Below are 17090 nucleotides of genomic sequence, written 5' to 3' on the forward strand. Positions count from 1 at the left end.
TCAGCCGCCCTCGGGGGTGCCGTCGTTGGCGTCGGCCGGGCCGGAGGTGGTGGAACCCATGCCCTGGTCGGTCTCGCCCGGGTCGGTCTCGCCCGGGTCGGTCTCGCCCGGGTCGGTCTCGCCCGGGTCGGTCTCGCCCGGGTCGGTCTCGCCCGGGTCGGTCTCGCCCGGGTCGGTCTCGCCCGGGTCGGTCTCGCCCGGGTCGGTCTCGCCCGGGTCGGTCTCGCCCGGGTCGGTCTCGCCCGGGTCGGTCTCGCCCGGGTCGGTCTCGCCCGGGTCGGTCTCGCCCGGGTCGGTCTCGCCCGGGTCGGTCTCGCCCGGGTCGGTCTCGCCCGGTTCCCCGTCCCGGGCCTCACCTCCCATCTCGGCGGCCGCGGCTGCTTCCTCCGCAGTTGCCTGCTCGTCCATCTCGCCGCCAGAGCCGACCGGTCGCGCGAGGGCCTCGCCGTGCTCGTCCACGACGACGAAGCGCTGGACCCGCTCCGCTGCCGGTTCGATCACCGTCACCTGGTCTGCACGGAGGCCCTCCCACGGCGATCCCCGGTAGTCCGCTCGTGACGGCGGTTCGGGCTCCGCCAGTGGGTTCCCACACGCGCAGCGGACCCGCGGGAGGCCCGAGTCGTCGATCAGCACTGCCGTCCCCGCCTGCATCACGGCCTGATAGGGGTAGGCACGACCCTCGCGGTAGCCGTGGTTGGTGACGGCCGTGTCGGTCAGCAGGGTCACGGGCGTCAGCTGTTGCAGGTAGCCCCGGATGGCAGCCACTGAGGAGAGGCGCAGGACGGCGGCCCACTCCTCCGCCTCGGACTGCTTCTCCGTCAGCGCCTCAGCCAGCGCTTCTGCATCGCACGTGTTCGCCCCGCTGCCGCCGTAGAGGCCAGGGGTGTCCCCGGACACCCGTCCGTCCTTCGTGGGCACGGCGTCCTCGCCGGCGTCCTCGCCGGCGGGGCGGTCGAACGGGTCGGGCCCCCGCTGCACCGCGGACAGGGCGTAGACGGAGGTGGCGGAGAGGAGCAGCACCACCACCGTTAGCAGGGCCGCTAGGACGAGCAAGACGCCGCCGGCCACCAGGCCGGCCAGCAGTCGGGGCCGCTCGTACCACCTCCGGCCGGGCTTCGGGGAGTCACCGTCCCGGCCGTCGACGCCGTCCAGCTCGGCGAGCAACTCGTCGATCGCCACGGCGCTTCGATTGGTGATGTCCGGTCTCCGCCGGAGCGCACCGAGCAGCTCGCGGGCGTCCGCGCGTGCGGCTTCGTCGTCCTCGGTCTCGAGGCACTCCCGCAGTTGGCGGATGAAGTCACCCTGCTGGTCTGGCGTCAGCTGCACTGCACCGATCGCAGAGCCGAGTCTCAGGAGGTACTCGAACGGGACGGGAGGCGGCTCGGGGAGGGGGTCGGGCAACGGGCGCCGCTCGCGCGCTGCCTCGTGGACCGCCCCTGTCAGCGCCAGGCCGCCGGACCTCGTGCGGTCGCGGTAGTCGACCACGTGGATGTCCGCGACAGGACTGAGACGGAGCTTGCTGACGTCACCGACCTGCACGGGGACGACCGGTCGGCCCAGCTGCCGTGCGTACGACAGCTCCGCCAGGCACGGCTTCGAGGCGAGGGAGTGGTCGGACAGCGCGAACAGGAAGACGTCGCACGCCCGGATCCGCTCGAGTATCTCCTGCCACCACGGGTCCCCACCGTGGAGCTCCCTGTCGTGCCACACGGACAGGTGCGCCTGCTCGAGGTCGGTGATGAGTTCCCCGACCGCGGGTCCGTCCGCGCGGGAGTAGCTGACGAAGAGCCGCATCGGTCCCCCTCCGCCGTACCAGCCGGCAGCCGCCACCGATGATGAGGCGGGACCGGCGCAGCCTGATACCCCTTTGGCGGTGCGGCGTCCGCCTCGTACGTGACCGCGCTCAGCCGACGAGTCGAGCTCGTCGAGCAGACCCGTCCTCGACACCTCGACGGCGTTCGTCGACCCACGCCACGACCGCTGGCCTGTCCGCCCGACGTCGAGGTGGCGGTTCCCCGTCCCCTGCGGCAGCGTCGGGCGTGCCCGCGCGTCGCCCCGCGGACGGGGCGCGCCGTGACCGCCGAGGACAGGAGCACCGTCGTGGAGTACCGCACGCTCGGCCGCAGCGGCTGCTCGGTCTCGTCCCTGTGCCTGGGGACGATGACCTTCGGCGCCGAGACCGCCGAGGCCGGCGCGCACGAGCAACTCGACGTCTTCGTCGAGGCCGGCGGCACGCTGGTCGACACCGCCGACGTCTACTCCGCCGGCGCCGCCGAGGAGATCGTCGGGCGGTGGCTCGCCGCGCGCCCGGCCGACGTCCGCGACCGCGTCGTCCTCGCCACCAAGGGCCGGATGCCGATGGGGACCGAGCCCAACGCCGTCGGCAACTCGCGCCGCCACCTGCGCCGCGCGCTCGACGACTCGCTGCGCCGGCTCGGTGTCGAGCACGTCGACCTCTACCAACTGCACGCCTGGGACCCGCACACCCCGCTCGAGGAGACCCTGCACTTCCTCGACGACGCGGTGCACGCCGGGACGATCGCCTACCCGGGCCTGTCGAACTTCACCGGCTGGCAGGTGCAGAAGGCGATCGACCTCGCCGAGCACCGGCACTGGGCCGTGCCGGTCACACTGCAGCCGTCCTACAGCCTGCTCGTGCGCCAGATCGAGTTCGAGATCGTGCCGGCCTGCCTGGACAACGGGCTCGGGCTGCTGCCGTGGGGGCCGCTCGGCGGGGGCTGGCTGTCGGGCAAGTACACCCGCGACCAGCGGCCGGAGGGCGCCACGCGGCTCGGCGAGGACCCCGGGCGCGGCATGGAGGCCTACGACCGGGTCGGCGCGCAGGAGCGCACCTGGGACGTGCTGGAGGCGGTGCAGGACGTCGCCGAGGCGCGCGGGGCGTCGATGGCGCAGGTCGCGCTCGCCTGGCTGGCCGCCCGGCCGGCGGTGACGTCGGTGATCCTGGGCGCCCGGACGACGGAGCAGCTGAGGGACGACCTGGGCGCGGCCGACCTCGTGCTGGACGCCGAGGAGACCGCCCGGCTCGACGCGGTCAGCGACCCGGGCGCGGCCGACTACCCCTACGGCGAGGTGGGTGCCGAGCAGCGCAGCCGGGACCTCTCCGGCGCCTGACGGCAGCGCGGCCGGGTCCCTCCCGGACCCGGCCGCGCTGCCGTCGTGGTGCGGCTACGCCCGCCCGGTCGCCCGCTGGGTGGCCTTGCCGACCGCCTGCACGATCTGCTCGTACCGCGGCCGCCCGGCCTGGGCGCCGAGCACGTAGCCGGTGCCCATGCCGAGGCCCAGGGAGGTGAGCCGGGCAGCACGCTTGGCGCGCTTCTCGACCCGGTGCGCGGTCTTGGCGACCGCCTCGGGGACCTTCTCGACCCTGCGCTCGGCCCGCATCGCCGCCCGCAGGCCCGTCTGCCCGAGCTCAGCACTGGCCTCGGCCGCCTTGGACACGGCGGTGGCCGCGAGCACGGCGCCGGTGTCGACGGCCCTGCGCGCGGCCTCCACACCGGCGTTCGTCCCGTGCTGGAGGGCGGAGCCGGTCGCCACCAGCAGGGGACCGGCCGCCGACGCCGCCCCCGCCGCACGGGCGCGGGCCGTGGTGGACGCCGACGCCAGCAGGGGTGCAGCGGCGGTCGCGGCCTCCGCCGCACGGGCGCGGGCGGTGGTGGACGCCGACGCCAGCAGGGGCGCGGCCGACGCCGCGGCCTCCGCCGCGCGGGCGCGGGCGGCGATCGACGCGGCGGCGGCCTGCTGCGCGGCGAGGGCAGCCGCCCGGCCCACCTGCGCCACGCCCGTCCGCGACCGCGTGCCCACGCGGCCGGCCGCGGTGGCGGCGAGCGGGGCGACCGAGGCCGACAGGCGCTCGGCGCCCGTGCGCGACGCCGTCGTCACGCGCTCGGCCGCGGTGGCCGCGAGCGGCGCCACCGACGCCGTCAGGGACCCCAGCCGGGCCCGGCCCGCCGCGGGGACGGCGACCGCCCGCCGGGCCGTCCGCCGCTGGGCCCGCCGCGCCTGCTTGGCCGCACGCCCCGCGCCCTTGGACGCCCGCCGCGACACCTGCCGCGCCGGCCGCGACACCTTCCGCGCCGGACGCCGGCGCCGGCGGGTCGTCGAGAAGACCACCGCCCCGACGCCCAGCAGCGCCGCCACCGCGCCGCCGACCTGGGCCGCGCGCGCGGCCGCGCTCGTCGGTGGGCGCTCGGTCAGCCCGAAGTCGGAGTCGCCGGGCTGCGCCACCGACGGCGCGGGGGTGTCCGGGACCGCCTCGGGGTCGCGCGGCGCCACCGGCTCGGGCTCGTCGACCGGCAGCACGCTCTCCGAGGTCTCCGTCGAGTACTGGATGCCGTAGTGCAGGTAGAGCTCGGCCTCCTGGTCGGTGGTCAGCTCACGGCTCTCGCCGAACCGCGGGGCGGCGGCGACGGCGGTGCGCTCGACCACCACCCGCACCCGGCCGTCGACCTCCGTCGCGTCGAGCAGCGGGACGACGACGGTGTCGCCGTCCACCGTGGCGTACAGCCACTCCGGTGCGCCGGTCTCGTCGTCGGCCAGCAGGTGCGTGATCTCGCCGATCTCCGCGTCGTCGCGGCCGACCACCGTCATGCCGACCCAGTTGCGCACCGAGTCCCGGTCGGGCAGAGCCATGGCCGATCTCCCACCTGTTCACGCGGGCGGGCCCCGATGGCCCCGCCGCTCCTGTCCCGCCGACTACCCCGGTCCTCCGCGCCCAACCCGACCCGCTTCGCGCGGGCGATGCAGGGGCCGACCAGCGAGGACGCCGTCACGCCCGCGGATCCCTGCCGACGACGGCCGAGACCAGGAGCAGTTTGACCAGCCAGTCACCGCCGTGGATGGCGGCCTGCTGCCAGGGCACCTTCTCGTGGACCACCGACCCGGTCAGCAGCACCACCGGGAAGGCCGCCCACAAGCCGGCACCGAGGGCGAGCACCTGGCGTGGACCGCGGGCGGGTAGGCCGCCGGCGAGCAGGGACACCGCGGTGGCGACCACCCCGCTGCGGACCAGTTCGACGGGGGCCACCACCGCCGGGGAGAGGCCGGGGCCGGCGTAGGCGTCGTCCAGCCGGGCCAGCCGGGCGCCGAAGGCGGCGTACCAGGCCGAACTGGCCGCGAACGCCGCTGCGGCCGCGGCGGCGACCCGCAGCGGCGACACGGCGCTCACGACGCGTCCTCCCCGGCCGGTGTCCTCGTGGACCACTGGTGCATGTCTCCTCCTCGCGACGCCGTCGACGGGCAGACGTGTCCCGGTGGCCGAACTCATCGGTCGGGTGCTCGCGTTGACGGGCGGGTGCGGGGAGCCCACGCTTCCCGGATGAGCGTCGTCCCGTTCCCGACCCCCGGCCGGTGGACGTGGGAGAGCGCCCGCGGCCGCACCCGGGCCGTGCGGGTCTCGCCGCACGCCGGGCCCGGCCTGCTCGCCCTCAGCCTGTGGCGGGACGACCGGTGCGTGGGCAGCGTGCACCTCACGCCCGAGGAGGCCGCGTCCCTGGTCGGGCGGCTGTCCGAGGCCCTGGCCGGCCTGGCCGCGCCGCCGGCCCCTGCCCCGCCGGCGCCCGGCCCCGTCGAGGACCGGCTCGAGCACCTGGAGCGGCGGCTGCGGGCGCTCGAGGAGGGGACGCCGCCGGCCTGACGCCGGACCGGGTCAGGGAGGTGGCTGCGCCCAGTCGATCCGCGCGGCCAGCACCCGCAGCCGCTCGCCGAGCACCGGGTCCACCGACGCCGCCCACGCCACCCGGCCGAGGACGTGGTCGCGGAAGGTCGCCGGGTCGCGGTCGCGCACCTGCGAGGCCCAGCCGTGGACGGCGCAGTTGTGCAGCAGCGCGCGCAGCGCGTCCCGTTGCGGCCGCGGCAGCGTCGGCCGGTCGTTGACCACGGCGCCCAGCACCTGCTGCCGCCGTCCGGCACCGGCGCTGCGCGTTCTGCGCGGGTTCACCCGGAGACCCTCGTCCGCGGCGATCGCGGTCACCCGCGCGGCGAAGCGGTCCGAGCGCAGCGACCGCGGGCCGCTGAAGGTCAGGTCGTCGACGTAGCGGGTGTAGACGGCACCCGACGCCGCGGCCAGCCCGGCCAGCCGGCGGTCGAGCCGCGCGCACACCAGGTTGGCCAGCGCCGGCGACGTCGGTGCACCCTGCGGCAGGTGCGGAACGCCAGCCGCCGCCCGAGCCGGCGGTGCCGGTCGCGGCCGTCGGCGTCCGCGGGCACCGGCACCCGCCGCCACACCGCCGCGGGCACCACCGTGGTCGCCAGCCCGGTCAGCGCGTGCGCCACCGGCTCGGTCAGCCCGACCACGCCCTGCAGCACACCCCACACCCGGCCGGCCGGGACGCCGGCGAAGAACGCCTCGAGGTCCATGCCGAGGACGACGTCCGCCCCGGCGTGGGGCAGGGCCGCCGTCCGCACGGACCGCCCGGGGACGCAGCCGTGCGCCGCCGGGTGCACCGGCACCAGCGCCAGCACGTGCCGCAGCACCCGGCGCTGCGCCTCCCGCAGCCGCGGCTTGGGCGCGGCGAGCAACCGCACCCCGCCCGCCGGGCGCGGCACCGTTCGCCACCGGTAGTGCCGCAGCGCCTCGTCGTCCGTGGTGCGCCCCCAGGACCGGACGTCGGCGAACCAGGCCAGCTCGCCCTGGTCGAGGTCGAGCAGCCGGGCGAGCGCGGCGAGGTCGGGGACGTCGGCCACCGGCGCGCGCACCCGGACGGCGCGGGTCGGCACCGGCTGCCGGAGCACCACGCGCGGTGGGACGTCGGCCGCCTGGGCGCGCCCAGCCCTCCGTCGCCGTGACGAGGGCGGCGAGCTCGCGCGGCCGGTCGGCCGGGGCGTCGCGGTAGGTGAGCAGCACCTCGGCGACCAGCGCACCGACCCACCGCGGCGCCCGGGCGTGGCCGAGGGCGACGGCCACGCGGCGCACCGCCTCCCGCCGCCGCCACGGCCCGGCGAGGAGTGCGGTGGCGATGCCGGACGCCGTCGCCGCGGCCTGCCGCTCGGGCGTCACGTGCGCGACGGGGCGGGCAGCCGCTCCCAGTGGGAGTCGCCGTCGCGTGCGCGGAGCGCGCCGTCCGGCGGGTGGTGCCGATGGTGGCCGTGACGAACCGCCCCGGGGTCGCCCCGGGGGGACCGGCTCTCGCCGGTGGTCCTGCCCGTCCCGCCGCGCACGGGCCGCACCGTAGCGGCACCGGCCGACGCCGATGAGTTCCCGTCGCCCGGACCGTCTGCCCTTCGACGGGACACCAGGGAGGGCACGACGTGACGACGGACGACGGGATCCGCGCGGCGACGGCGGACGAGCGGCGCGCGCAGGTGGCGCTGTACGGGTCGCTGACCGACGAGCAGTGGGACGCGCCGAGCCTGTGCGCCGGGTGGCGGGTGCGGGAGGTGCTCGCCCACACCACGATGCCCTTCCGCTACTCGACCGGCCGGGTGCTGCGGGGGATGGTGCGGGCGCGGGGCAGCTTCGACCGCTTCGCCGACCGCGCCGCGCGCCGCGACGCCGTCGAGCTGACGCCGGCCGACCTGCTCACCTCGCTGCGCGACAACGTCGACTTCCAGTGGTCCCCGCCGGGCGGCGGGCCGCTCGGTGCCCTGTCGCACGACGTCATCCACGGCCTCGACACCTCCGCCGCGCTCGGCCTCGACGACCGGTACGCCTCCCCGGAGCGGTGCGCGCTGGTGCTCTCCGGCCTGCAGCCCAGGCAGCTGCGGTTCTTCGGCGTCGACCTCACCGGTGTGCGGCTGCGGGCGGTCGACGCCGACTGGTCCTACGGCGACGGCGAGGTGGTCGAGGGCCGCGCGCAGGACCTGCTGCTCACCGTGTGCGGCCGCCGGCAGCGCGCCGGACGGCTGCGTGGTCCGGCGGCCGGACGGCTGGCCGCCGGCTCGCCGGGCTGAGGCCTCAGCCGCGCATCGCCGCGCGGACCTCGCGCAGCGACGGGTTGGTCAGGTACCGCCCGCCGACGACGACGGTGGGGGACACCTCCCAGCCCTCCGGGTGCCGCGCGCGGACAGTCGCGGCGGCCTCCGGGTCGTCAGCGAAGCGCACCGACCGGTGGGGGAGGCGGGTCAGCACCATCGTGGCCCGCAGCTTCGCGGAGTACGGGCAGCCCGGTCTGTAGTAGACGGTGACGGCCTGGTCGGTCATGGCAGTTCTCCTCTCGGGACCCGCGGTCACCACGGCCCGTCCCTCACCAGCTGCCCTCGGGTGGGGTGAACTGGCTGAGGGAGGACTCCGCGCCCTGTGGGTCCCGGATCAGCGCGGTGCGGGTCCAGATCCCGTCCTCCGAGTCCAGCACGGTGGCGCCGAGCCGTTCGGCGGTGGCGGCGGCGTCGTCGCGGTCGGTCACCGTGAAGGTCACGTGCCAGCGGGCCGGCTCACCGGGCCGGACGACGAGGCTGCCGATGACGTCGGCGAAGCCCGGCGGCGCCGACGCCTGCCGCTCGTGGATGCCCGGGTCGACGGTGGCCGCCAGGTGGTCGCCGTAGCCGGGCACCTGGATCATCACGCCGGCGTCCTGGGCCATGTCGGCGTCGCGCCAGCCGAACAGCGGGCGGTAGAACGCCATCGCGGCCGCCCGGTCGGGCGTGTGCAGGTCGGAGAAGTTCCAGGTGCCGGGCGTGTTGGTGAGCTGGGCGCCCGGGCGCCGGCGGACCTGCCAGAGCCGGAACCGCGCCCCCTGCGGATCGGTGCACGCCGCCGTCCGGCCGCCGGGACCGGCGTCCTCGGGGCCGCTGGTCACCGTGCCGCCCAGGCCGGGGACCTGCGCGGCGGTCGCGTCGGCGTCGTCGACGGCGACGTAGGTGTTCCAGGTCGCGGGGCCCTCGCCCGGCCCGATCGCGGCCACGTCCTGCCCGTGGTGCAGCGTCGCGACGAGGTACGTGCCCGGGGCGCCGGGCGGCACCGCGTCGGTGAACGACCAGCCGAACAGGCCGGCGTAGAAGTCGGCCGCGGCGGCCGGGTCGGGCTGCTCGGTGTCGATCCAGCAGGTCACGCCGTGCGGATAGGTCCGGACCTCGGTCATGGCTCCTCCACGGGGGTGGTCGTCGGCACCGTAGGGCGCGCCGGTGACAGGACCGGCTGCCACCGATGAGCCGGGGCCGCCGGCGCGGTCCGCCCACCGTGACCCCTCAGGACGACGACGCCTCGTCCACCGCCCCCATCGAGGAGGACGGCGCCTTCGCCACCTACCTGACCGTGCCGGGCTCCGCCGAGCCGTTCGGCACCCGGCGGGCGGCGAGGGTCGCCGTCCACCTGCGGCAGCGCCTGTCCTGACGCGCGGCCCGGCGCCGGGCACGGCAGGCTGGGCCGGTGAGCTGGCTGGTCACCGGGGGTGCCGGGTACGTCGGGGCGCACGTCGTCCACGCGATGGTCGCGGCGGGGGAGGACGTCGTGGTCCTCGACGACCTCTCCACCGGCGACGCCGACCGGCTCGCCGGCCTGCCGCAGGTGCCGCTGGAGGTCGGCTCGGTGCGGGACCGCGGCACGGTGCGGCGGGTGCTCCGGGAGAAAGGCGTCAGCGGCGTCGTGCACCTGGCGGGGAAGAAGCAGGTGGCCGAGTCCGTGGCCGACCCGCTGCTCTACTGGGCGGAGAACGTCGAGGGGCTGGTCGCCCTGCTCGAGGGGTGCCGCGCCAAGGGCGTCACCCGGTTCGTCTTCTCCTCGAGCGCGTCGGTCTACGGCACGCCCGACGCCGACCGCGTTGCCGAGGACACCGCCTGCTGCCCGCTGTCGCCGTACGGCCGCACCAAGCTCGCCGGGGAGGACCTGCTGCGCGACTGCGCCGCCTGGGGCCTGACCTCGACCAGCCTGCGCTACTTCAACGTCGCCGGCGCCGCCGCGCCGGAGCTCGGTGACCGGGGGGCGGCGAACCTCGTGCCGCTGGTCTTCGAGGCGCTCGACGCCGGCCGGCCGCCGCTGCTGTTCGGCGACGACCACCCGACGCCCGACGGCAGCTGCGTGCGCGACTTCGTGCACGTCTCCGACGTCGCCCACGCGCACGTGGCCGCCGCCCGCGCGCTGGCCGCGGGACGGCCCGGCGGCACCTACAACGTCGGCCGCGGCGAGGGCAGCAGCGTGCTGGAGGTGCTGCGCGTCGTCGCCGAGGTCACCGGCGGCGACACCACCCCCCAGGTGACCGGCCGCCGTCCCGGTGACGCCGCCCGCGTGGTCGCCGCCGTCGACCGGATCGCCACCGACCTCGGCTTCCGCGCCACCCGCGACCTGCGCGAGATGGTCACCAGCGCCTGGACCGCCTGGCGCGCGCTGCAGCCGCTCTGACCTCCTCCGCGGACCTCGTGCTCCGGTCCGCACCGGGGGCGGAGCGCGACCGCGGGATCCGCCTCAGAAGGCGTCCCCGGTCCGCCAGGCCATCTCCTGCAGGGTCAGCGTGTTGCCGTCCGGGTCGGTGATCCAGGCGTACCGGACACCGCCGCCGACGTCGACCACCTCACCGACGTCGACCCCGCGGCCGACCAGGTCGGCGCGTGCCTGCTCGATGTCGGCGACCACCAGGTGCAGACCCCGCAGCGTGCCGGGCGCCATGTCCTCGTAGGCGGGCAGCCCGGTGCCCATGCCGATCGAGCAGGCCGACCCCGGGGGCGTCAGCTGGACCACCCGCACCCCGTCGAACGGCCGGACGTCGACGTCCTCGACGAAGCCGAGCCGGTCGACGTAGAAGGCCTTCGCGCGGTCGACGTCGGTCACCGGGACGGGCACCAGTTCGAGCTTCATCTCCACCGGGATCTCCTCCTTCTCCGGCGGCGCTGCGCCGCCTGCCGATCGAGACCGCCGGGAGCGCCGGAGCTCATCGCCGCCGGCGCAGCGAGGTCGGGCAGGGAGGTCAGGACGCGGCGGCGAGGACGGCCCGGGCGTCCGCGTCCGCGAGCAGCACCTCGGTCAGCCCGGCCAGCGCCCTCCGCATCTGCGCCACCCCGCCGAACTGGAAGCCCAGCTGGGTGGCGTAGCGGGCGCAGGCGTCGGCCCGCCGGTCCCGGTCCTGCGGGAGCTCGACGGGGACCAGCCCGCCGGGGAGGTCCGGTCCGGGGACGGCGTCGGGGTCGCGCAGCACGTAGGGCGAGTCCCGCCACCACAGCACCGGGCGGCCGGTGCCGGCCACCGCGCGCAGCACCTGGAGGTGGTCGACGTGCGAGCCCAGCGCCTGTGGGGCCAGCCACAGGTCGCCCGGGACGGCGGCCAGCAGGTCGCGCACCGTCGTCCAGATCCCGTCGCCGTCGTGCACCCCGGCGAAGAGGTCCGCCGCGCTCGTGTACCCCCGGTGCGGCGCCTCGGGCAGGTCCAGGTGCAGCGGCGTCGCGCCGAGCACGGCCATGGCGGCGGTGTCCTCGGCGCGCCGCAGGGCCATGTAGTCGACGTCGGCGGGCAGTCCCTTGTCCAGCTGGCAGGCCAGCGCGAAGCCGGCCGGGTCCGGCACGCTGCGCGTGAAGCAGGTGACCACGGTGACCTCGTGCCCGGCGTCGGCCAGCGCGGCGAGCGTGCCGCCGACGGAGAACGCCGCGTCGTCGAGGTGCGGGCTGACCGCGGTGACCCGCATCAGAGCAGGTGCGCGGCCGACCGGAACCGGCAGGAGAGGTCGACGTCGGCCGGCACCGTCCAGCCGTCGTCCGGCGTCGTCCCCGCCACCTGCCGGTACACCGCGTCGATCGAGCGGGCCAGCACCGGCCACGAGTAGAGCCGGCGCACCTCCTCCAGCGCCGTCGTCGCCAGCCGGGTGCGCAGGCCGGCGTCGCCCAGCAGCCGCTCCAGGGCGGCGCGCAGCCCGGCGACGTCGCCCGGCTCGTGCAGCAGGCCGTTGTCCTCGTGCCGCAGGCAGTCGACGACGCCGACGCTGTCGGTGCTCACCGTGGGCAGCCCGCTGGCCATCGCCTCGAGCAGCGTGTTGCTGAAGCCCTCGCTGTAGGTCGGGCTGACGAAGACGTCGGCCGAGCGGTAGACCGCGGGCGCCTCGTCCGGCGGCACGTAGCCGAGGAACGTCGTCCGCCCGTCGGCGCGGGCGCGGGCCTCGTCGAGGTCGGGGCCGATGCCGGAGACGACCAGCCGGACGCCTTCGGGCAGCGCCTCGAGCAGGTCGAGCACGCCCTTGCGGCGGTCCACGCGGCCGTGGAAGAGCAGCACCGGCGGGTCCTGCAGCGCACCCAGCGGCCGCTCCGCCGGGGTGAACCGGCCGGTGTCGGTGGCGCCGGGGACGATCGTGAACCGCGCCGGGTCCGAGCCGAGGTTGCCCACCACCTCGTCGCGGAAGCTGGCGCTGCCGATGAGCACCGCGCTCGAGGAGTCGACGACGGCGCGCATGGCGTGCGCGTGGGTGCTGCAGCAGGTGCCCACCCAGTGCCCGTCGCCGCCCTGGATGCTCACCACGGCCGGCAGCCCGGTCTCCCGCGCGGCGGCCAGCACGGCCAGTCCCGGTGGGTAGCCGTACTGGGCGTGCAGCACGTCGAACGGCCGGTCGGCGTGCAGGTCCAGCACCGTGCGCACGATCTCGGCGATGTCGCCCTCCCAGTCGGCCGGGACGACGGTCTCCCCGCGGCTGGGCAGCGCCACCACCTCGACGCCGTCGGGCACGCGGTCGGCCGGGGGCGGGCCGCCGCCGTAGACGCGGGTGCCGGCCTCGTCGTCGCGGTACTGGCTGACCAGCACCACCTCGTGGCCGAGCGCGACCAGCTCGCGCAGCAGGTTCTCCGCGTAGACGCTCATCCCGCTCACCGCCGGCCAGTAGCGGCGGCTGACGAAGCAGACCCTCACGCCGCCTCCGCCGCGCGCAGGGTGGCCATCGCCCGCGGCACCATCTCGTGCGCGCGGTGCCCGTCGCGGGAGAGCTCCAGGGTGACCAGCCGGTCGTAGGCGGCGTCGCGCAGCGCGCGCAGCACGGCCGGCAGGTCGACGTCGCCCTCGTCGAGCGGCAGGTGGTCGTGCACGCCGCGGCGCATGCCCTCGACGGCGACCGTGCCCAGGGACGGCGCGAACCGGGCCACCGCCTCCTCCGGCTCGTACGCCCCGGCGACGACGCAGTGCCCGGTGTCGAGCGCCAGCGCGATGCCGGGTGCCTCGGCGGCCAGCCGCGCCCAGCCGTCGCAGTCCTCGACCAGCATCCCGGGCTCCGGCTCGACGGCGAGGGCACAGGACCGCCCGCCGTGGCTGTCGACGAGGGCGCGCACGCCGTCGGCCAGCCAGCCCCACGCCGCGTCCCGGTCCACACCGTCCCGGGGCACCCCGGCCCAGAAGCTCACCGCCTCCGCGCCCAGCACCTCCGCGAGGTCGCAGGCCAGCCGCAGGTAGGCCAGCCGCCGCGCCCGGCCCTCGGCGTCGGCGGTGACCAGCGTCGGCTCGTGCTTGACCCGCGGGTCGAGCAGGAAGCGCGCGCCGGTCTCCACCATCACGCCCAGGCCCAGCTCGTCGCACCGCCGCCGCACCGCCTCGGCCCGGGCGAAGGCGTCGTCGGCGAAGGGGTCGAGGTGGACGACGTCGAGGGTCAGCGCCACCCCGGCGTAGCCGCAGTCGGCGAGGAGGGACAGCGCGTCGGACAGCCGGTGCGAGGTCAGGCCGTTGGTGTTGTAGGCGTACCGCAGGCTCACGAGCCCAGGACCTCCGCCACCACGTGCCGACCCGGCTCGCGGTACAGCGCGTAGAGCGCTCCCACCCGCCGGTCGGCACCGGCCCGGTCGAACCAGGCCGGCCCGCCCAGGCGCTCCTCGGCCTCGGGTGTCAGGTGCACCCGCGCCCACCCGCCGGGGTCGGCGCCCACCACGGCCAGCCCCTCGTCGTGCTCGACCAGCCGGCGCACGCCGCGCTCGCCGATCCGGCCGTAGGACATCGTCTCGACCTCCAGCCCGGTGACCAGCACCTTCGCCGCCACCGCCTCGCCGACCGAGGGCTGCAGCTCCACCAGCACGTCGTGGCCGGCGGCCTGCACCGCGCCGGTGACGTGCGCGTGCAGGTCCTCGCCGGACCAGGCCGGCAGGTCGGCCAGCGCCACGGTGGACCGCCGCGACAGCACGCTGTCCTGCAGCAGGTCCACCAGCGCGCTCGTGCCCATCCGCGTCCAGTCGAGCATCGCCTGCAGCGCCCGGTCCTCCTCGACCAGCCGCTCCGGCGGGTGCCCGCCGCGCCAGTGGTCGAGGTAGCCCGGCGGCGTCGCCGGCAGCACGACGTCGTAGGGCCCGTGCATGAACGCCTTGCGGCTGCGCGCCGAGGCGAACTCGTGCAGCGCCTTGCGGACGGCGGTGTCGCGGTCGGGGTGCGCCGCCTCGCCGCACGCGGTGGCCATCACCGGCACCGGCTCCGAGCCGTCCCGGGAGCAGCCGACGGCGTACAGGTCGACGACGCCGAAGTCGGTCGAGGCGAGCTTGACCACGACGTCGATGCCCGCGGCGTCGAGCCGGTCGAGCAGCGCGAGCGCGTCGGGGTCGGTGAGCCCGTCGAGGCCGACGACGGCGCCGCGGTCCATCGCGCGGAAGGCGGTGGCGTTGCCGTCGCGCTGCAGCACCTCGAGCAGCGCGTGGGTGACGGCGCGGTCGGCGTCGAAGGCCGCGCCCTGCCCGTTGGTGATGACCGTGGTGAGCCAGCCACCCGGCGGTGGGTCGCCGGGCAGGTCGTCGGGCGCCGACGCCACCAGTTCGGCGGGCACCTGCACCGTCTCGCCGTCGCGCAGCCGCGTCATGGGCAGCCACTGGAGGACCCTGTCGCCGGAGTAGTCGCTGCCGGCCTCCAGGCACAGCGTGCGCGGGTCGGCGACCCGGTCGCGGCCGTGCCGGCGGGTCATCTCGGCGTAGGAGCCCTGCTCGCGCGAGACGCCCTGGTGCGCCCGCAGCGACAGCGCCATCTCGGCCATCTCGCCCATCGCGCCGGTGCGGGCCTCCTCGCGGGTGGCGCCGTAGCCCAGCCCGCTGCCGCCCGGGTGCGCGGCCGAGGTGGTGAGGACCGCGCTGTGCAGCGGCACGTCGAGCACGTCGATGCCCTCGATGGCGAAGTCCTCGACCGGCGTGGGGAACGAGTCGCGGTACCGCTGCGACGGCCTCACCTCGACGGCGGTCACAGCTCGGCCAGGGGGACGGGGGCGGCGTCCGGCGACCCGGACAGCAGCCGCTGCACCAGGTGGACGACGTGGTCGGTGGTGACGCCCGGGACCATCTCGAACGGCGTCGCGACCACCTCGAAGTCGAGCTCCGCGACGACGGCGAGCATCTCGCGCAGCTCGCCGTGCGACAGCGGGATCTGCGCGTGGAACGCCTTGTGCGCGCTCAGCGCCACCGGGTCGCCGTCGGGGGAGAGGTCGACCTTGAGCGAGTCGCCGCAGAACAGGATGCCGCGGCGGGAGTCGTGCAGCACCGAGTGCCCGGGGAAGTGCCCGCCGGTGCGGTGCAGGGTGAGGCCGGGCGCGAGCGCCAGGACGTCGTCGGCCGGCCAGGTGACCCGGAACGCCTTGGTCCAGACGAGGTCGTGCACGTTGACGCAGACCACCCGCGGCTCGAGCTCCTGCTGCAGCTGCCACAGCGCGCCGTAGCCGTGCACGTGGCTCGACGCCAGCACCGGGAAGCCGCCCCGCTCGCCGGCCATCCGGCGCAGCTCGGCGAGCATGTCGGCGGTGTACCAGGGCGCGCACTCGAAGCCGACCAGGCCGATGTCGGTCTCGATCACCCAGCCGCGGCTGTCGAGGCCGAAGCGCGGCTCGGTGCCGAACTCGGTGACGCCGTCGACGGGGGCCGGCCGCCAGAACCCGGTGACCAGCTCGTCGGCCTGCTTGTCGGTGATGAACTCGAAGCCGTGCTCGGGCAGCGCGTTGCGGACGTCGGTGCAGACCGGGCACACGAGCGGGCCGGGTGCCGGCCAGCGCTGCCAGTGCCCGCAGTTGGTGCAGGCGTAGGCGGGCAGGTCGGGCAGCAGGCCGCGGTAGGGGTTGGTGTCGACCTGGCTGGTGCCGTGCCGGGCACCGGGGTCGGCTGCCGGGTCGGTGGCCCGGTCGATGGCGGCGGGCACGTCGGGCGAGCTCACGGGGTCCCTCCGGACAGAGCGGTGAGGAGCAGGCGGTGCAGGGCGAGGTCGCGGGCGGGGGTGTACGGCCACCGCGCGCGGCCCGCGACCGCGTCGGTGAAGGCGGCGAACTGGGCCTCGAACGGCGTGGTGCCGGCGGGGAAGGCCACGTCCACCGGGTCGGGGCGGTACAGCGTCAGCGAGCCTCCCGCCGTCTGGCCCATCGTGTCGACGGCGACCGCCATGCCGCGGGTGCCGACCACCTCGAGCCGACGACGGGGGAGCTCGTCGGGGGTGTTGAAGGCGACGTGCAGGGCGACCAGCACCCCGCTGTCGGTGCTGCCGCTGAGCAGCGCGCCGTCGTCGACGCCGTAGTCGTGCACCCGGGTCTGCAGCAGCGCCGACAGCGACGTGACGTCCTCGCCGAGCAGCGTGCCGACCAGGTCGAGTCCGTGCGGCGCCAGGTCGATCGCGGCGCCGCCGCCGGCGCGGGCCGGGTCGACCCGCCAGTTGTCGTGCGGCCGGCCGTCGGGCGTCCAGTCCCCGGGCAGCCAGCAGCAGTAGACGATCCGCACCGCGGTCACCGTGCCGAGCTCGGGCACCAGCTCGCGCAGCCGCACGTGCGCGGGGTGCCAGCGCTGGTCGTAGGCGGTGCCCAGCAGCACGCCCGCGTCGGCGCACGCGTCGACCAGCGCCTGCGCGTCGCCGGCGTCGGCGGCCAGCGGCTTCTCGCACAGCACGGCCCTGCCGGCCGCGGCGGCCGCCTCGACCAGCGGCCGGTGCCCGGCGTTGGGGACGGCGACGTAGACGGCGTCCAGTCCCGGGGCGGCCAGGAACTCCGCCAGGTCGGTGGTCCGCCGCGCGCCCTCCACCGGCATCCGCTCCATCGCGGCGGGGTCGAGGTCGTGCAGGGCGACCACCCGGGCGCCGGGGACGGCGAGCAGCGCGGGCAGCGCGTGGTCGCGGGCCACCCAGCCGCACCCGGCGACGCCCCAGCCGACGGTGGCGGTCACCGCCCCCACCCCTCGACGAGATCGGCGATCTCGCACGTTCCCGGCCCCGTGGCCGTACGAGACCGCCGATCTCGACGGGG

19 protein-coding genes are annotated in these 17090 nt (G+C 76.5%); 5 read left to right on the plus strand and 14 right to left on the minus strand.

Annotated features, from left to right (window positions below; all coding sequences use genetic code 11):
- A complete protein-coding gene (locus JOD57_RS16940; protein ID WP_204693081.1) occupies positions 1–1794 on the minus strand; it encodes a toll/interleukin-1 receptor domain-containing protein in 1794 nt (597 codons plus the stop codon).
- 306 nt (positions 1795–2100) lie between these two features.
- Between JOD57_RS16940 and JOD57_RS16945 the strand changes: the two genes are divergently transcribed.
- Entirely contained in the window at positions 2101–3132 is a 1032-nt protein-coding gene (locus JOD57_RS16945) for an aldo/keto reductase (protein ID WP_204693082.1), read from the plus strand.
- A 54-nt stretch (positions 3133–3186) separates the two neighbouring features.
- Here JOD57_RS16945 and JOD57_RS26420 read toward each other — a convergent pair whose 3' ends face one another.
- Together JOD57_RS26420 and JOD57_RS16955 are read right to left on the minus strand one after the other, a co-directional pair.
- On the minus strand, positions 3187–4650 hold the full coding sequence (locus JOD57_RS26420) for a PRC-barrel domain-containing protein (RefSeq protein ID WP_204693083.1): 1464 nt from the start codon (positions 4648–4650) through the stop codon (positions 3187–3189).
- Between the two features lie 136 nt (positions 4651–4786).
- Positions 4787–5185 (minus strand): DUF1761 domain-containing protein, encoded by a 399-nt coding sequence (locus tag JOD57_RS16955; protein WP_204693084.1) that lies wholly within the window; start codon positions 5183–5185, stop codon positions 4787–4789.
- Positions 5186–5335: 150 nt separating this feature from the next.
- On the opposite strand from JOD57_RS16955, the gene JOD57_RS16960 reads away from it, so the two are divergent.
- On the plus strand, positions 5336–5653 hold the full coding sequence (locus JOD57_RS16960; protein ID WP_204693085.1) for a hypothetical protein: 318 nt from the start codon (positions 5336–5338) through the stop codon (positions 5651–5653).
- A gap of 12 nt (positions 5654–5665) precedes the next feature.
- Here the strand turns inward: JOD57_RS16960 and JOD57_RS16965 are convergent, their stop codons facing one another.
- Together JOD57_RS16965 and JOD57_RS25565 are read right to left on the minus strand one after the other, a co-directional pair.
- Entirely contained in the window at positions 5666–6118 is a 453-nt protein-coding gene (locus tag JOD57_RS16965) for an RNA-dependent RNA polymerase family protein (RefSeq protein ID WP_307824747.1), read from the minus strand.
- Positions 6037–6753, minus strand: coding sequence for an RNA-dependent RNA polymerase family protein (locus JOD57_RS25565; protein ID WP_239568574.1), 717 nt, complete (start codon positions 6751–6753; stop codon positions 6037–6039). The genes JOD57_RS16965 and JOD57_RS25565 overlap by 82 nt, the downstream gene beginning before the upstream one ends.
- A 513-nt stretch (positions 6754–7266) precedes the next feature.
- Between JOD57_RS25565 and JOD57_RS16970 the strand changes: the two genes are divergently transcribed.
- Complete coding sequence (locus JOD57_RS16970; RefSeq protein ID WP_204693087.1) at positions 7267–7908, plus strand: maleylpyruvate isomerase family mycothiol-dependent enzyme; 642 nt, start codon at positions 7267–7269, stop codon at positions 7906–7908.
- Between the two features lie 4 nt (positions 7909–7912).
- Here the strand turns inward: JOD57_RS16970 and JOD57_RS16975 are convergent, their stop codons facing one another.
- A complete protein-coding gene (locus tag JOD57_RS16975; protein WP_204693088.1) occupies positions 7913–8158 on the minus strand; it encodes a glutaredoxin family protein in 246 nt (81 codons plus the stop codon).
- A 43-nt stretch (positions 8159–8201) separates the two neighbouring features.
- Positions 8202–9035, minus strand: coding sequence for a VOC family protein (locus JOD57_RS16980; protein ID WP_204693089.1), 834 nt, complete (start codon positions 9033–9035; stop codon positions 8202–8204).
- A gap of 98 nt (positions 9036–9133) precedes the next feature.
- Here JOD57_RS16980 and JOD57_RS16985 point away from each other — a divergent pair, with 98 nt between their 5' ends.
- Positions 9134–9286 (plus strand): hypothetical protein, encoded by a 153-nt coding sequence (locus tag JOD57_RS16985; RefSeq protein ID WP_204693090.1) that lies wholly within the window; start codon positions 9134–9136, stop codon positions 9284–9286.
- Positions 9287–9322: 36 nt separating this feature from the next.
- The gene (gene galE, locus JOD57_RS16990) at positions 9323–10291 is read left to right on the plus strand and encodes a UDP-glucose 4-epimerase GalE (protein ID WP_204693091.1); all 969 of its coding nucleotides are present in this window, start codon (positions 9323–9325) and stop codon (positions 10289–10291) included.
- Between the two features lie 63 nt (positions 10292–10354).
- Here galE and JOD57_RS16995 read toward each other — a convergent pair whose 3' ends face one another.
- The 7 genes from JOD57_RS16995 to JOD57_RS26985 form a co-directional block, all read right to left on the minus strand.
- Positions 10355–10744 (minus strand): VOC family protein, encoded by a 390-nt coding sequence (locus tag JOD57_RS16995; RefSeq protein ID WP_239572554.1) that lies wholly within the window; start codon positions 10742–10744, stop codon positions 10355–10357.
- Positions 10745–10853: 109 nt separating this feature from the next.
- Positions 10854–11564, minus strand: coding sequence for a PIG-L deacetylase family protein (locus tag JOD57_RS17000; RefSeq protein WP_204693093.1), 711 nt, complete (start codon positions 11562–11564; stop codon positions 10854–10856).
- Positions 11564–12772 (minus strand): glycosyltransferase family 4 protein, encoded by a 1209-nt coding sequence (locus tag JOD57_RS17005; RefSeq protein WP_204693094.1) that lies wholly within the window; start codon positions 12770–12772, stop codon positions 11564–11566. The genes JOD57_RS17000 and JOD57_RS17005 overlap by 1 nt, the downstream gene beginning before the upstream one ends.
- Positions 12769–13602, minus strand: a complete 834-nt coding sequence (locus tag JOD57_RS17010) for a sugar phosphate isomerase/epimerase family protein (RefSeq protein WP_307824748.1) — start codon at positions 13600–13602, stop codon at positions 12769–12771. Before JOD57_RS17010 ends, JOD57_RS17005 begins: the two co-directional genes overlap by 4 nt.
- Positions 13599–15062, minus strand: coding sequence for a YcaO-like family protein (locus tag JOD57_RS17015; RefSeq protein ID WP_204693095.1), 1464 nt, complete (start codon positions 15060–15062; stop codon positions 13599–13601). The genes JOD57_RS17010 and JOD57_RS17015 overlap by 4 nt, the downstream gene beginning before the upstream one ends.
- Complete coding sequence (locus tag JOD57_RS17020) at positions 15059–16018, minus strand: MBL fold metallo-hydrolase (RefSeq protein ID WP_307824749.1); 960 nt, start codon at positions 16016–16018, stop codon at positions 15059–15061. Before JOD57_RS17020 ends, JOD57_RS17015 begins: the two co-directional genes overlap by 4 nt.
- Positions 16015–17010 (minus strand): Gfo/Idh/MocA family protein, encoded by a 996-nt coding sequence (locus JOD57_RS26985; protein WP_204693096.1) that lies wholly within the window; start codon positions 17008–17010, stop codon positions 16015–16017. The genes JOD57_RS17020 and JOD57_RS26985 overlap by 4 nt, the downstream gene beginning before the upstream one ends.
- Positions 17011–17090 lie beyond the last annotated feature (80 nt).

It is taken from the genome of Geodermatophilus bullaregiensis (assembly GCF_016907675.1).
GTDB lineage: Bacteria > Actinomycetota > Actinomycetes > Mycobacteriales > Geodermatophilaceae > Geodermatophilus > Geodermatophilus bullaregiensis.

Coding starts and splice junctions, on each gene's coding strand:
- JOD57_RS16940 (WP_204693081.1), bottom strand. CDS start 1,794: ATGCGGCTCTTCGTCAGCTACTCCCGCGCGGACGGACCCGCGGTCGGG.
- JOD57_RS26420 (WP_204693083.1), bottom strand. CDS start 4,650: ATGGCTCTGCCCGACCGGGACTCGGTGCGCAACTGGGTCGGCATGACG.
- JOD57_RS16960 (WP_204693085.1), top strand. CDS start 5,336: ATGAGCGTCGTCCCGTTCCCGACCCCCGGCCGGTGGACGTGGGAGAGC.
- JOD57_RS16975 (WP_204693088.1), bottom strand. CDS start 8,158: ATGACCGACCAGGCCGTCACCGTCTACTACAGACCGGGCTGCCCGTAC.
- JOD57_RS16980 (WP_204693089.1), bottom strand. CDS start 9,035: ATGACCGAGGTCCGGACCTATCCGCACGGCGTGACCTGCTGGATCGAC.
- JOD57_RS16995 (WP_239572554.1), bottom strand. CDS start 10,744: ATGAAGCTCGAACTGGTGCCCGTCCCGGTGACCGACGTCGACCGCGCG.
- JOD57_RS17000 (WP_204693093.1), bottom strand. CDS start 11,564: ATGCGGGTCACCGCGGTCAGCCCGCACCTCGACGACGCGGCGTTCTCC.